At 48.3% G+C, this 14,511-nt stretch carries 14 protein-coding genes; 7 read left to right on the top strand and 7 right to left on the bottom strand.

Going from position 1 to position 14,511, the window contains the following annotated elements:
* The first annotated feature begins 27 nt into the window (after positions 1 to 27).
* The 3 genes from argS (at position 28) to MHM93_RS09860 (ending at position 3,371) form a co-directional block, all read left to right on the top strand.
* Positions 28 to 1,770 (top strand): arginine--tRNA ligase, encoded by a 1,743-nt coding sequence (gene argS, locus MHM93_RS09870; protein WP_239449038.1) that lies wholly within the window; start codon positions 28 to 30, stop codon positions 1,768 to 1,770.
* 194 nt (positions 1,771 to 1,964) lie between these two features.
* Positions 1,965 to 2,603 carry a pyridoxamine 5'-phosphate oxidase gene (pdxH, locus tag MHM93_RS09865; protein ID WP_239449037.1) on the top strand — a complete coding sequence of 213 codons (639 nt, stop codon included), beginning with the start codon at positions 1,965 to 1,967 and terminating at the stop codon, positions 2,601 to 2,603.
* Positions 2,604 to 3,371 carry a TatD family hydrolase gene (locus MHM93_RS09860; RefSeq protein ID WP_239449036.1) on the top strand — a complete coding sequence of 256 codons (768 nt, stop codon included), beginning with the start codon at positions 2,604 to 2,606 and terminating at the stop codon, positions 3,369 to 3,371.
* Here the strand turns inward: MHM93_RS09860 and MHM93_RS09855 are convergent.
* On the bottom strand, positions 3,338 to 3,961 hold the full coding sequence (locus MHM93_RS09855; protein ID WP_026111023.1) for an AhpA/YtjB family protein: 624 nt from the start codon (positions 3,959 to 3,961) through the stop codon (positions 3,338 to 3,340). The two genes, MHM93_RS09860 and MHM93_RS09855, sit on opposite strands and share 34 nt — an antisense overlap.
* 93 nt (positions 3,962 to 4,054) lie before the next feature.
* On the opposite strand from MHM93_RS09855, the gene serB reads away from it, so the two are divergent.
* Positions 4,055 to 5,074, top strand: coding sequence for a phosphoserine phosphatase SerB (serB, locus tag MHM93_RS09850; protein ID WP_239449035.1), 1,020 nt, complete (start codon positions 4,055 to 4,057; stop codon positions 5,072 to 5,074).
* Here serB and MHM93_RS09845 read toward each other — a convergent pair.
* Positions 5,071 to 7,539, bottom strand: a complete 2,469-nt coding sequence (locus MHM93_RS09845; protein ID WP_239449034.1) for a PilZ domain-containing protein — start codon at positions 7,537 to 7,539, stop codon at positions 5,071 to 5,073. The genes serB and MHM93_RS09845 overlap by 4 nt on opposite strands.
* 103 nt (positions 7,540 to 7,642) lie before the next feature.
* On the opposite strand from MHM93_RS09845, the gene radA reads away from it, so the two are divergent.
* The 3 genes from radA to yghU all read left to right on the top strand — a co-directional run bounded on the left by radA (position 7,643) and on the right by yghU (position 10,957).
* The gene (gene radA, locus MHM93_RS09840) at positions 7,643 to 9,013 is read left to right on the top strand and encodes a DNA repair protein RadA (RefSeq protein WP_026111063.1); all 1,371 of its coding nucleotides are present in this window, start codon (positions 7,643 to 7,645) and stop codon (positions 9,011 to 9,013) included.
* Positions 9,014 to 9,061: 48 nt separating this feature from the next.
* Complete coding sequence (locus MHM93_RS09835) at positions 9,062 to 9,979, top strand: hypothetical protein (RefSeq protein WP_022944599.1); 918 nt, start codon at positions 9,062 to 9,064, stop codon at positions 9,977 to 9,979.
* Positions 9,980 to 10,114: 135 nt separating this feature from the next.
* A complete protein-coding gene (yghU, locus tag MHM93_RS09830) occupies positions 10,115 to 10,957 on the top strand; it encodes a glutathione-dependent disulfide-bond oxidoreductase (protein WP_130148459.1) in 843 nt (280 codons plus the stop codon).
* Positions 10,958 to 10,992: 35 nt separating this feature from the next.
* Here the strand turns inward: yghU and MHM93_RS19390 are convergent, their stop codons facing one another.
* The 5 genes from MHM93_RS19390 to MHM93_RS09810 form a co-directional block, all read right to left on the bottom strand.
* Positions 10,993 to 11,118, bottom strand: coding sequence for a hypothetical protein (locus MHM93_RS19390; RefSeq protein WP_022944597.1), 126 nt, complete (start codon positions 11,116 to 11,118; stop codon positions 10,993 to 10,995).
* A 78-nt stretch (positions 11,119 to 11,196) separates the two neighbouring features.
* On the bottom strand, positions 11,197 to 12,426 hold the full coding sequence (gene serA / locus MHM93_RS09825) for a phosphoglycerate dehydrogenase (protein WP_239449033.1): 1,230 nt from the start codon (positions 12,424 to 12,426) through the stop codon (positions 11,197 to 11,199).
* Positions 12,427 to 12,439: 13 nt separating this feature from the next.
* Positions 12,440 to 13,093 (bottom strand): ribose-5-phosphate isomerase RpiA, encoded by a 654-nt coding sequence (gene rpiA, locus MHM93_RS09820; RefSeq protein ID WP_022944595.1) that lies wholly within the window; start codon positions 13,091 to 13,093, stop codon positions 12,440 to 12,442.
* A 46-nt stretch (positions 13,094 to 13,139) separates the two neighbouring features.
* Positions 13,140 to 13,751 carry a 5-formyltetrahydrofolate cyclo-ligase gene (locus tag MHM93_RS09815; RefSeq protein WP_275444197.1) on the bottom strand — a complete coding sequence of 204 codons (612 nt, stop codon included), beginning with the start codon at positions 13,749 to 13,751 and terminating at the stop codon, positions 13,140 to 13,142.
* 3 nt (positions 13,752 to 13,754) lie between these two features.
* Positions 13,755 to 14,306 carry a hypothetical protein gene (locus tag MHM93_RS09810; RefSeq protein ID WP_239449031.1) on the bottom strand — a complete coding sequence of 184 codons (552 nt, stop codon included), beginning with the start codon at positions 14,304 to 14,306 and terminating at the stop codon, positions 13,755 to 13,757.
* Between the last annotated feature and the right edge of the window lie 205 nt (positions 14,307 to 14,511).

Below are 14,511 nucleotides of genomic sequence, written 5' to 3'. Positions count from 1 at the left end.
GGCCCTTATTGCAAGGTAACTGCAACTATGAACATTAAGCAAATTCTGATTGAAAAAGCCAACGCTGCGATGATCGCTGCGGGACTTGAGCAAGGCACGAACCCAGCGGTGACGCAAAGTACGCGCCCGCAATTTGGTGATTATCAAATTAACGGTGCCATGGGCGCTGCGAAAAAACTAAAAACTAATCCGCGTGAACTAGCGCAAAAAATTATCGATAACCTGGATGTGAGCGATATCGCCGCCGAGGTTGAAATAGCAGGCCCAGGCTTTATTAACATTCACCTCAAACCGGCGTTTTTAGGCGCCAGTGTCGAAGCTGCAAGCCAAGACGATAAACTCGGTGTAGCGCAGCACCCGCAAGCAGATACAGTGGTGGTGGATTACTCATCGCCCAACCTTGCTAAGGAAATGCACGTCGGCCATTTACGTTCCACCATTATCGGTGATGCCGTGGTACGTGCCTTGGAGTTTCGTGGTGATAAAGTAATACGGCAAAACCACATGGGCGATTGGGGTACGCAATTTGGTATGCTTATCGCGCATTTGGAAGACATGCTTAATGAGGGCGTTGATCTAGAGGCCGTAGCGCTTGCTGATTTAGAGACATTCTATCGTGACGCCAAAAAGCGTTTCGACGATGAGGCCGGTTTTGCTGATAAGGCGCGCGAGTATGTTGTGCGCCTACAACAAGGCGATGCGCACTGTAATAAGCTGTGGCAACTTTTCATTGATACCTCGGTCAAGCACTCCGAAGAAGTATACAAAAAGCTGAATGTCACCCTGACTCGCGATGATATTAAAGCGGAAAGTGCCTACAACAGTGAGTTGCAGCGCATGATTGAAGTGCTTAAAGAAAAAGGACTGGCGCAGGAAGACCAGGGTGCGCAAGTGGTCTTTTTAGATGAGTTAGCCAACAAAGACGGTGAGCCATCGGTGTTCATCGTACAGAAATCCGGCGGTGGCTTTTTATATTCAACCACAGATCTTGCCGCCTGTGATTATCGCTCTAATGAATTGCAAGCCGACCGTATCTTGATTTTCGTTGATGCTCGTCAAAGCCTGCACTTTAGCCAAGTTGAGCTGACAGCACGCAAGGCCGGCTTTTTACGCGAACAAACCAGCTATGAATTCTGTCCTTTTGGCACCATGATGGGCGAGGATGGTAAACCGTTTAAGACCCGTACTGGCGGTACCGTTAAACTTGCCGATTTACTCGATGAAGCGGTGACTCGCGCCAAAGCAAAGCTAGCCGATAGCGACTCTCCTCATAGTGCGCAAGAGCAAGAAGAAATCGCCAGAAAAGTGGGAATCGGCGCGGTAAAATACGCCGATCTATCGAAAAACCGTACCAGTGACTACATCTTTAACTGGGATACCATGTTGAGCTTTGAGGGAGCCACGGCGCCTTATCTGCAATATGCCTATACCCGAGTGAAAAGTATTTTCCGTAAAGCCGGCATTGATAGCACCACTCATCAGGCACCGGTTGTGATTGCTGCGCCACAGGAAAAAGCGCTGGCTATCAAGCTGATGCAATTTGAAGAAGTGCTTGATCAAATGATCAGCGATGCCACACCACACGTACTATGTGGGTACTTGTATGAGCTGGCGAGCTTGTATATGAGCTTCTATGAAGCTTGTCCGGTACTTAAAGAGGGCGTCAGCGACGCAGATAAAAATAGCCGCTTAGTGCTGTGTTCATTGGTAGCAAAAATCTTGCACAAAGGGCTAGACCTACTCGGCATTGAGGTGATGGAGCAAATGTAATCAGCTCAACGTTTGCTGGTACTTTGCCCTCTTATCGACCGAACCGCGCGCTTTATCCAAAGTAGGCTGTTGGGGAGGTCGATTACACACATCCCCCAATAGGCTTTACTTCGGGATAAGCTGAGTGACTGGGTAAGGGAACATAGCTTGATTGATTGTAGGGTATTCTTGGCGCTTAGTGAGAAGGAATGAATATGAAATTGGAAGATATTCGTCGTGAGTATTTGCAAGGTGGATTAGATGAAACCATGCTCGATGCGACGCCAGTAGCACAGTTTGAAAAGTGGTTACAACAAGCCATTGATGCGCAAATCCCCGATCCGACGGCCATGGTCGTAGCCACCGTTGACGAGCAGGGTCAGCCTTCGCAGCGTATTGTGTTGCTTAAGCATGTCGATGAGCAAGGGTTTGTGTTCTTCACTAATACCGGCTCACGCAAAGCGCAGGAACTTGCCCAGAATAACAAAATTAGCCTGCACTTCCCGTGGCACATGTTTGAGCGTCAAGTCATTGTTTACGGCGAGGCCAAACCGTTGCCAACATCGCGAGTGGCAAAATATTTCTTATCGCGGCCAAAAGAAAGCCAGTTAGCGGCATGGGCTTCTAGCCAAAGTCGGCCGGTGTCATCACGTCAGGCGCTCATGGAAAAGTTTGCGCAAATGAAAAGTAAATTTGCTGAAGGTGAAATCCCGCTGCCTGATTTTTGGGGAGGATACTGTGTCGAGCCGACTAAGGTTGAGATTTGGCAAGGAGGAGCGCATCGCCTTCATGATCGCTTTATGTATCGTCGTCAGCCAGATGGGAGCTGGCGTGTAGAGCGCCTAAACCCTTAAATGCGTTTTATCGATTCTCATTGCCACCTCGATTTTAGCGAGTTCAATGGCCAGCGAGAGGCGATAATAGCGAATGCCCAAGCATTGGGCGTGAAGCAGTTTATTGTGCCTGGCATTAGCTTGGCGCAATCCCAGCAGTTGCTCGACTTCAGCCAGCACCATGGACCTACTCATATCGGTGCTGGTTTACATCCCTACTTTTTGTCGCAACACGCGAGTGAACATATAGTCGGCCTAGGCGAACTGGCAACAGCGCATAAGCACCGTTGGTGCGCCATCGGAGAGTGCGGCCTTGATCGCAGTATTGGAGAAATGGACAAGCAAGTGGCGCTCTTTGAAGCGCAGATTGCCTTAGCGAATGAACTGGCGTTGCCACTCATTGTTCATCATCGTCAGAGCCATGACTTAATCGCCGCGAGTTTTAAGCGTTGCCAGCCGCGTTATGGCGGCGTCATCCATGCGTTTTCTGGGTCCGAACAAGTGGCTAAATACTATATCAAGTTAGGCTTTAAATTGGGTGTGGGCGGAACCATTACCTACGATCGATCGGCCAAGACCCGGCAAGCACTGCGTAGTGTCGCAATAGAGCACCTGCTATTGGAAAGTGATGCTCCGAGTATGCCGCTTTGCGGATACCAAGGGCAAATCAATACGCCAGAGCGTATTCCTCAAGTGTTTATAGCCCTAGCACGGCTACTGCAATGTCAAGACCTCAGCGCCTTGAGTGAGCAGCTCTATTTTAACTGCTTAGCTTTTTTACGAAAGTAACGCTTTAACTGCCAACGTTTTAATCCTCGTCCAAGCTGCCAAGTGAATACGCACGTGATCAAAAGCATAAGAAGCACTTGTCGACCGACCTCATGAAAATATCGGTGACTGTCATCAATGGCGACTTGAGGCAGATAATTAACGCGAGCAAAACCGATGGGCTTATTGCTTTGCAATGAGGTGATGGGGATGACAATAGGCTGACTCAATTTACTCACCCCCGGGGTTGCTTGCGTGACTCCAAACTCACGTTGATAGGGGCTAAACGCCTCACTGAGCGCCATCGCAGTACCGTGAGCATCATAAATGGCTGCACTTTGGATACTCGAGTCTGTACTCAATTGATTGGCCAAGTGTCCTAAACGTGGCTTATTGCTCTGCTCCAAAGGCTCCGCTGCGGTCAAGGCTAACTGTTCGGTGAGGCTTTTGGCATATTGATAGCTTTGCTGGTAGAGCATTTGGTGGCCTTGAAAGCTGGTGTTAAAGGCCATCCAAGTCAGTAATACAAAGCAAAAAGCGGCAAACACCAAGCGCAGTAGCCGTTGCCACTGCGATGTTCGAACCGGGTTTTTCACTTGTTTATTTTTCATATCATGGGTGTACTTACTGACTTTCATCGCTAAGGGTGATTAAATTAAGCATCCGTTGTCATCAGCTAACGTGTTCACCTTTTTGGAGTTTTAATGTCGCACCAAAGCATGCTCTTGTCTACTTTAGCACAGCAAGACGATTTGTCTTTACAGCAAACCCTAAGTTTAAATACTTGGTATTCTTTTGACGATTCGCCTTTAGTGGCAAGTCAGCAGAGCGAACAGCCACTGGCTTATGTCAGTGTGTTTGGTTTTCAACTGGGCATGCACGTTGCTCAACTGGCACAGCAGCTGCTTGACTGGCAATGTCAGGTACAGGCGGTGGTGCGGTATCACGCCGATGACGATTTACCTCCAGGGTTCGCGTTCGCGATTGCTAATCCCCAGGCTGAGCTTAACTCTCAGCTCAAGCAATATGCAGCTGAAAACGCAGTGCAATGCGCACTGCTGAGCAACCCGCCACGTTTACATACACCTGGCTTATTGGTTATGGATATGGACTCGACGGCGATCACCATCGAATGTATTGATGAAATTGCGCGTTTGGCAGGGGTGTACGACGAGGTCGCTGCGGTCACCGCACAAGCGATGGGTGGGCAATTGGAATTTAGTGACAGTCTGCGTCAGCGCGTCGCTAAACTAAAAGGCGTTGAATTGTCTTTGCTTGCAGAGCTCAAAGAGCAGCTTCCCTTGATGCCAGGGGTCGACCACCTATGCGCAACGTTAAAGCGCCATAATTGGCATTTGGCCATCGCCTCGGGAGGATTTATTCCATTTGCTGAGCAGGTACAAAAACAGCTCAAACTAGACCGTATTCATGCCAATCAATTAGCAGACGATGGTAAAGCGCTAACCGGAGTGGTCAATGGGGATATTGTTGATGCGCAAGAAAAAGCACGCTTTTTATTAGCTTACCGCGATGAGTTGGGCGTGGGCGCAGAGCAAACGGTGGCCATCGGTGATGGTGCCAATGATCTGCTTATGATGCACGCCGCTGGGCTAGGTGTTGCTGTCCACGGTAAGCCTAAAGTGGTGGCGCAGGCTCCCACCGCCATCAATGCTGGCAGTTTGGCGCAGATACTGTATCTACTCAGTATTCCCGAGTTCAACTAACCTAAACGCTGTAGCCACAGGTTGCGGCGTTCAAGCATTTTTTGATAATCCTGAACCTCTATATCACAGAGCTTTGGCACTAACTCATCAATAGCGAGGGCATCAATTACGCCCTCAACACGCCATAGCGCTTGCTCTAACTCCTTGGCTTTATGCAGCGCATAGTGACTGATGTATTTTAGCTCACTGATCAGGTATTTCGTGTCTGGGCGGCCGGTTTTCGATAAATGCAGGCGAAACGCAAACAACAAGCCCGATTTAAGCGCCTTGTTCACAAAGGGCAGCAGTGAGCTGTAGTCCTCTTCGGTGCTAATACAGCGGCTGGTGACTGCGCTACTGAGGTCGTCTTTTTTAAGGTTTAAGCGAATAAACAGGTCGAAAGTTTTGGGCTTATCTTGGCGGTTTCCATCGCGTAGGGTATCACTGAGCTGTTGGAACTCCTTGATGCTCAGTAAGGGTTTTAAGTTTATTTGCGTAGAGAATTCACCAAACTGACGCCAAATATGGTGAATCGCGCTTTGATAACGTCCTTCACCTATTGCACCAAGCTCCAGGTGTGCTTCTTCTTTGGTAATATACAGCGGTGTTTGCGCTAGATTCTTGACCACGATATTACGCAAGGCTTTGGATAGCCCCGGCACTTTCGGCTCTTCCTCACACACTTGCAGTTTGTCTTTGTTGTTCTCTACTAGTTGCGAGAAAAACTGTACGCCAACATGGGGTTGCTTACTTTTTTGGTAGGCTTTTAAGTTTAAAATAGTGCCGGTCTTACTGACAGCCATCACCTCGTAAGGCAGCTGAGTGAGCTCAAATTTTTTCGTTATTTCTTGCAGTTGCGGTAAGCGCAGATAAATAACATCGCCTTTTTTGGTCTCAGGCGCTGACTGGCTCAGCTCTATTTGCATTCCTAGTACACTGAAATCACGAGATTGTGCCGACATCGGCGCTGCCAAACCACTTTCAACAATCACTTCTGTTTGGTACAGATACCGTTTGTGAGCCCGTAAGTTAGCATACTCCAAGGCAACGACTTCAAGCTCTGGCTCTGCCACTTTACGATGGCCAAATACTTTGAGCTGGTTGACTAAGCTTTTATCGAGGCGGTAGCGGCGCTTGTGTGCGGTTAGATTAGCAGAGCTCACCTCCGATAAGGTACACAGGTACTTTAGACCCTTTAAATAGCTTTGCACGCGAGCGCTCGGAGGCTTATTAAGTTTAGCGATGGCTTCGCCGGCACTGTCGGGGAGCGAGAGTGGAATATGGGAGTCTTCGCTTTGCACGGGAACCAATTGCAACTTAAATACCCGCCAAGACGGCTTCCTACTGGCATAGGAAAAAAATAACGAGCGTAACTTAGGGTAGGTGGCCAGTTCGATATCGGTGGCACTGTAAAAGAAGACCTTGCCATTTTGGGTGTGACTAAAGCTGTAAAGTAGAGTTGATTTGACTTGCCCCTTGCGTGCCAAAATGCTGCTTATACGCTGCGTATTGAGAATACTCGGTAACACTGAGCGGCGCTCTTCATCACTGAAATAATAGTGAATGTAGGCATTATTCTCGGTGGTAAGCAGCAGTTTAGGGGTGAGCTTTTTATCGTTTACGCAAATGAAACTGAACAGTGAACTGACCCGTGGCAAGTAATACTGCTCATAACCTTTGGTTAAAACCGCATCGAGGGTGTTATCAAGGTTGACCTTATAGCGGCGCTTGTTACCATCAATGAAGCGTGCCAGAAATTCATCGAACCCAGGGGTTGTCTCGCTACCAGTGCGTTTCATGCGGGCGTAGTAAAAGTCGATGGTGCTCGCAGGGTCTATGCCGACAATTTCATATTCTAAGCCGTTTTTGAGGCCCAGTTCGAAATCTTCCTCTAGACCGGTAAAGCGAACCTGTACTTTTTGCCCACGTTCAAGCATGGCATGACTAGGCAATTTGAGCTTACATCCCCCCAAAGAAATATCGCTGCTTTTACCTTCAATGGTTTTGTCATTCACCATAACACTGACTTTGATGGTGTAATTCATGCGCTCTTGCTGACGAAAATCATACGAGGCGAAGTGGATTACACGGGCACTTTTTTCACTATTTTCCGGTTGTGGTGTCGCACCTTGGCGCAATTGGCGCTGATTGTTCACCTCTTCCATCACCATTTCATAAACAGCCATGGTGTAGTCGCCGAAGCGAGCGACGCCTTTTTCAAAGGTTGCGATGGCTTGGGCATCCATAAAATGCTGCTGACTCTTGTATGAGTAGCTTTGCACCTCACCGGAAGCCGTGCCGCGTAAATCAATGGTGCGACTGCACGGCTGACGAAGACGATTAAACTCCATCTTTATAATAAATTGATCGCCCTTAGGTAGTTGTGCCGTTTTAGCGGCAAAATCGCGGCTAAAGCTCGCCTGTCCGAGGCTTTGCTTGAGTTCGTCAACTAAGGGTTGGTGTTTTAAAAGGGTGTCTTCAGCCATGCATTAAACCATTACCCAGTCGGCAAAAACCGTTATACTGGGTGTCAAATTATTGTTTATTCGTTATTTAAACGATTTATCCAGCAAAAATTATGCCCGTAATATGGTAAAAAAGAAAACAGCTTTTGTATGTAATGAGTGTGGTGCTGAGTTTGCGCGTTGGCAAGGCCAATGTAGCGAGTGCAAAGCATGGAACACAGTAACCGAATTTCGCGTGCCCTCGGTTAAATCGGCGCCACGCAATAGTGCTGCGAGCGGCTATGCCGGCATGGTTGAGGCCAAAATTCAAACTCTGGATGAGGTTAATCTTGAAAGCCTGCCGCGCTTCTCCACCGGGTTTGTTGAGTTTGACCGCGTGTTAGGGGGTGGTGTGGTGCCGGGGAGTGCCATTCTTATCGGTGGTGAGCCCGGAGCCGGTAAAAGTACCATTTTGCTGCAAACCATGTGTGGTCTCGCAGAAAATATGAAAACCCTGTATGTCACCGGGGAGGAGTCTTTGCAGCAAGTGGCTATGCGGGCAAAGCGTTTGGGGTTGCCCACCAATAAGCTACAAACCTTAGCCGAAACCAATGTCGAAACCATTTGCCAGCTGGCGCTAAGAGAAAAGCCCGGGATCATGGTCATAGATTCCATTCAAGTCATGCATATGGCCGATGTGCAATCGGCACCGGGTAGCGTTTCCCAGGTAAGAGAAAGTGCGGCGTACCTCACCCGTTTTGCTAAACAAAATCAAATAGCCATGATCATGGTGGGCCATGTGACCAAAGACGGCTCCTTAGCCGGCCCCAAGGTATTAGAACACTGCATTGATTGTTCTATTTTACTTGAAGGTAGCAGTGATAGCCGGTTTCGTACTTTGCGCGGTCACAAAAACCGCTTTGGCGCAGTAAACGAGCTTGGGGTTTTCGCCATGACAGGGCAAGGGTTGCGCGAGGTAAAAAATCCCTCGGCTATTTTCTTGAACCGCTCACAAGAGCAAACACCGGGCTCATTAGTGATGGTGGTATGGGAAGGTACCAGACCGCTGCTGGTGGAAGTGCAGGCGCTCGTCGATTATTCGCAGCTTGCAAACCCTCGTCGCGTCACGGTGGGTTTGGAACAAAATCGTCTCGCGATGTTATTGGCGGTGCTACACCGCCATGGCGGTTTACAAGTGGCCGATCAGGATGTGTTTGTTAACGTCGTCGGTGGTGTCAAGGTCACGGAAACCAGTGCTGATTTGGCTTTGATTGTGGCTTTGGTGTCCAGCTTTAAAAATTATAGCTTGGCCCGTGAGCTGGTGGTATTTGGTGAAGTTGGCCTGGGCGGGGAGATTCGTCCCGTGCCCAGTGGTCAAGAACGACTGCGTGAAGCCGCGAAACATGGCTTTAAACGTGCTATTGTACCCATTGACAATAAACCGAAAGAGGCAATCGAGGGCATGGAAGTCACAGCAGTCGCAAGCTTAAGCGATGCACTCGATGCGTTATTTTAAAGTAATGTCCAAACTAGGAGGGAGCTGGACACTCCCAAGGAAGTCAACATGAAAAAACTACTCATTGTCGGTGCCGTGGGTGCCATCGCCATTGGCGGTTACAGCTATGCCAATTATTATGTGTCGAAAGAAGCGCGCAAGGGCATTGATCAGCAGCTAATGCAAATTCAAACGCAAACAGGCCTTGATATCCGCTACGACGAGATTTCTGCCAATGTATTGGACAATGCGTTGGCGTTGGCCGACATTTCTGTCAATGACCACCTCGGCGAGCAAATTGCTCAGATTGAGCGTGTTGAAATGACCGGCTATGAGCCGAATAAGATTTCTGAATATTCTCGTGTCGAAATCAAAGACTTAACTTTCTCAGGCGCCGCAGTACAAGGCATGGATGAGCTTAAAGGCGAAAATATCAATGTCTTGAGTGAGTTCACTTATGATGAAAAAAGTGGTGATGCGGATATTTTTACCAAGCTCAATGCAGGTAAATTGGCCGATGTTGAGTTTAGCTTTGCCATGACCAATTCACAGGCGTTAATGGCAGTGTCGCAGCAGCTTAATGAGATGCAACAGCAATCGCAACAAGAGCAGGGGAATTTACAGCAGCAGCTGGCGCTACAAAGCCAGATGATGAGTGCTGTGACCGAGTTGGTGCCAAAGAAAGTGAGCTTTAAATTAGCCAACAACGGTAAGCTCAAGGCTCTTCTTGAGCGCCTAATTGGCGAGCAAGGCATGACCTATGAGCAATTCCAACAAAATGCCCAGCAACAATTGAGCATGTCACCGGCGCCGGTGGTATTGCGAGAAGCGGCACTGAATTTTATCGAGGGCACGGAGCAGTTTGAAGTCTCTATGCAGGTTCCCGAAAATACCTCGGTGGCAGAGATTAATCAGCAAATGATGACACTAATGGGTAAGCCGGAAGAGTTGGCTAACTACTTTAGCTTGCATGCTGTAGGTAAATAATGACGACCCATAGCGCGCACGGATGTGGGCGGTAAAACTCGAGAAGGCACCTGAAGGTGCCTTTTTTGCTCTTGTAATTATATTATCCACCCTCAGGTCTATACTCAAAACGTTTTTACATCACCAGGAGCGACAATGAGTAAATCGACCTACACTCCACCAAAAGTTTGGCAGTTCGATAGCGAAAGCGGCGGCAAATGGGCAAGCCTAAATAAACCCACAGCAGGGGCCACGTTCGAGCAGCATCTGCCAAGCGGACAGCATCCCTTTCAGCTGTACTCTATGGCCACTCCTAATGGTCAAAAGGCCACGATTATGTTTGAAGAGTTGCTTGAGCAGGGAATTAAAGACGCCGAATACGATGCTTTTTTAATCGATATTAGCGAAGGCGACCAGTTTGGTTCTGACTTTGTTGCCATTAACCCGAACTCAAAAATCCCGGCGTTACTGGACACTTCAAGCACCCCCGCCACACCGGTTTTTGAATCGGGAGCAATACTGCTTTATTTAGCACAGAAATTTGCCACGCTTATCCCTTCAGAGCCTTATGCAAAGGCGCAGTGTATGAATTGGCTATTTTGGCAGATGGGCAGCGCGCCTTATCTAGGTGGCGGTTTTGGTCACTTTTATGCTTATGCGCCAGAGCCGATGGAATATCCCATCAATCGCTTTACCATGGAAACTAAGCGCCAGTTGGATGTGTTAGATAAGCACTTGGCGCAAAACGAGTATATGGCCGGTGAGCAATACTCTATTGCCGATATTGCTATTTGGCCTTGGTATGGGGCCTTGGTGTTAGGACGGTTATACGATGCCGCTGAGTTTCTCAGTGTACACGAGTATAAGCATGTGTTGGCGTGGGCCAAGAGAATTGACGCTCGGCCTGCAGTAAAGCGGGGCCAACGAGTTAATCGCGTATGGGGTGAGCCGAGCGAGCAACTCAAAGAGCGCCATGCCAGTAGCGACTTTGATACCTAAACCAACAGCCGCTTAGATTGGCGAGAGTCTGGGTATTATGCTAGAAGCTCGCCTACTTTAATGCCCAAGGCAAAAATACCCACGGCCACTAAAAAGGCAATGAGGGTGATATGGCCGCGACGTTCTTTCGCTTTATCTTTGTTATTATTGTTAGAGTCCATAAGGTGATCCCTATTGGTTACTGTTGATCAAAAAAGCACAGCCGAAGCTGTGCTTTTTAGTCTACCTATACAAACCACTTAGTGCAAAATTCGCGCACGTATAGTGCCGTCCACGGCGCTGAGCTCTTTCAATGCCACTTCAGAGTGGTCGCTATCCACATCAATAACGACATAACCTATGTTGTCATCGGTTTGCAGGTACTGCGCGGCAATATTAATACCATGCTGTGCAAACGCTTGGTTAATTTGTGTCAGTACACCCGGGCGGTTTTGGTGAATGTGTAACAGGCGACTGCGATTCGCCAGTTCTGGCAGGGCGACTTCAGGGAAATTGACGGCTGTCATTGTTGAGCCGTTGTCGGAATATTTAGCGAGCTTACCGGCCACTTCCACACCAATACTTTCTTGCGCCTCTTGCGTGGAGCCGCCAACATGGGGGGTTAAAATAACGTTGTCGAATTGGCGCAGTGGCGAGACAAATTCTTCATCGTTTGATTTCGGTTCAACAGGGAACACATCAATGGCCGCGCCGGATAGGCCGCGCTCTTCAAGTGCCTCGGCAAGGGCGTCAATATCGACAACGGTGCCGCGTGAGGCGTTAATCAAGATACTGCCTTTTTTCATGACCGCTAACTCAGCGGTGCCGATGAGGTTCTTTGTTTGCGGGGTTTCCGGCACGTGTAAACTGACTACGTCTGATTGTTGCAGTAGTTTTGTGAGGTTTTCTACTTGCTGGGCATTACCTAAGGATAACTTATCTTCGATATCGTAATACCGCACTTGCATGCCAATGTTCTCAGCCATAATGCCCAACTGAGTACCTATATGGCCATAGCCTATGATACCCAATGTTTTGCCTCGAGCCTCAAAAGAGCCTTCTGCTGATTTCAGCCACTGACCTCGGTGAGCCATGGCATTACGTTTAGGAATACCGCGCAGCAACAATAAAATCTCACCCAGCACCAATTCGGCGACTGAGCGAGTATTGGAAAATGGCGCGTTGAAGACCGCAATCCCCCGGCGCTTCGCGGCGTCTAGGTCAACTTGGTTAGTACCAATACAGAAGCAACCGACCGCGACCAGCTTTTGCGCTGCATCTAAGACCTTTTCTGTGAGTTGTGTACGTGAGCGCAAGCCAACGAAGTGCACGTCGCTAATGCGCTCTACAAGTTCACTTTCAGGTAGCGAGGTTTTAACGTAATCGATATTGCTGTAACCGTTGCGTTTTAACGTTTCCACCGCACTTTGGTGTACGCCCTCTAGCAAGAGAATCTTAATTTTGTCTTTTGCTAACGATACCTTACTCATGTTCCTCATTCCTCTAACGTGTAGTAGGCCCCTGCGCAGTACCAACGACAACGGCATCGGCACCACGATGGGCAAATAGGCCGTTGGTTACAACACCGACGACTTGGTTTAATGTTTGCTCAAGCGACTTGGCATCAACAATATGTAAATTATGCACGTCCAAAATGACATTGCCGTTATCGGTAGTGACACCTTGGCGATAAACCGGGTCACCCCCGAGTTTTACAATTTCACGGGCGACATAGCTGCGCGCCATCGGGATCACTTCCACTGGCAGTGGGAACTCACCCAAGGTATCGACGATTTTGCTCTCATCAACGATACACACAAAGCGCTTGGCCACAGCCGCGACAATCTTCTCACGAGTCAATGCCGCACCGCCGCCTTTGATCATTTCATTGTTGGCGTTGATCTCATCGGCGCCATCAACATAAATATCGAGGCTACTGACATCATTGAGCTCAAATACCTCTATTCCCAACGCTTTTAACCGTTGTGTTGAGGCTTCAGAGCTGGAAACGGCGCCACGAATCGTGTCTTTTATCGACGCCAGTGCATCAATAAAGTGATTCACAGTAGAACCGGTGCCAACACCAACAATCGTGTCGCTTTTTACATAGTCTAGCGCTGCCCAAGCAGCCGCTTTTTTCATTTCATCTTGAGTCATGGTGTGCTCATTAAAGAGTTAATAGCAAAGGGTTTCGGTTAGTGTATCACTGTGCACCGGGGCGATAAATTGTCTTCGGTGTCACAATATAATCAAGTGGCACATCCCAACTCGCGACCGGTAGTTGCGCCACTTCTTGGCATTGATGGGCAATGCCTATGAGCAGAGGGCGCTGACTTCGATCGGCGGGGATTTGTGCTAATGTGCGGTCATAATATCCGCCACCCATACCCAACCGATTGCCTTGACTATCAAATGCAACCAGTGGCGTGAGAATATAATCTAACTGCGCAACCGGACACACATGACTGCAATTCAACTTGGGCTCCAAGATACCATAGCGGTTTGTGCTCATGGGTGAATTTTCTTCATACCTCTGAAAGAGTAGATGAGTCTTTGAAAAGGGGTGAATAATGGGCAGGTTTGGTACTGCTTTTTTAGCCCATAAGTCTTCAAAAGTGGGAGATAGGCTCGGTTCCCCATCGTTCGCCAAGTACCCGCCTACTTGGGTCCCTTGAGTAATCTTTGCTACTTGAAGAAAATTAATAATGAGGTCGTCGGCGGCACGTTTTTGTTCAGAAGTAGATAAGTTTTTTCTCATTTCCCGCATCTTCTTGCGGATGTCAATACGTTGCTGATTAAACTGATTCGCACTCATAGCTTAAAAAGTCAGTAATTCGGGGTAGATGAAAGCCAACGCGAGTACACCAAGCAGAAACACAATCAGCGCGATTAAGGTAAATAAAGGCCAACGTTTGCGACTAGGCTGAGGCGCCAGCTCGAGCTCCTCGTCGAGGCTGAGATCAACGGCAAAATCATCATTCACTTCATTGCTAGAATTTTGCTGCAGCTGATCATTGAGGCGGTTATCCATATCATCAAGGCGTTCCTCAAGGCGAATAAGGCTACTGGTAATATAATCAAGGGCCGCCAAAATTTGCTCGTCTCTAGCAGCGGACGATGCCGTATTCGCGGTCTCATTGGCCGTACTTTGCATGCTTTGCAGTCGTGTACGAATGCCTAGCGAAGCCAACACCTTAGCTTGTTTTAATGCTTTGGCTTTATCACTGGGAGCAAAAATACTACGCCCAGTAAAAAACGCTTGCGCCTGCTTGGGTGACAGTTTGAGTTTCTGCTGCAACGCATGTGCGACTTCGGTTTGCTCAAGGCCCTCATCGAGGCTGGCGAATACTAACCTATATTGTTCACTCATAGATATCCTGCTGTGCTGATACAGCTACAACGATTGTGTAGTTGTGAGTATAAATCCTTTTTTTTAAAAAGAAAAAGCCCACCATTGGGTGGGCTTTAATAGATACAGTGACCCGTCCTAAATAGCGTTGACACTTTTCAAACTTAATTTGGAGAGTGTAATGAAATCAAATAGCAAACGAACTCAACGAGATTATTCCCTCGCT

Source organism: Pseudoalteromonas sp. MM17-2, assembly GCF_022347945.1.
In the GTDB taxonomy this organism is placed as follows: Bacteria; Pseudomonadota; Gammaproteobacteria; order Enterobacterales; family Alteromonadaceae; genus Pseudoalteromonas; species Pseudoalteromonas ruthenica.
This window is presented reverse-complemented; position numbering and strand designations above follow the sequence as displayed.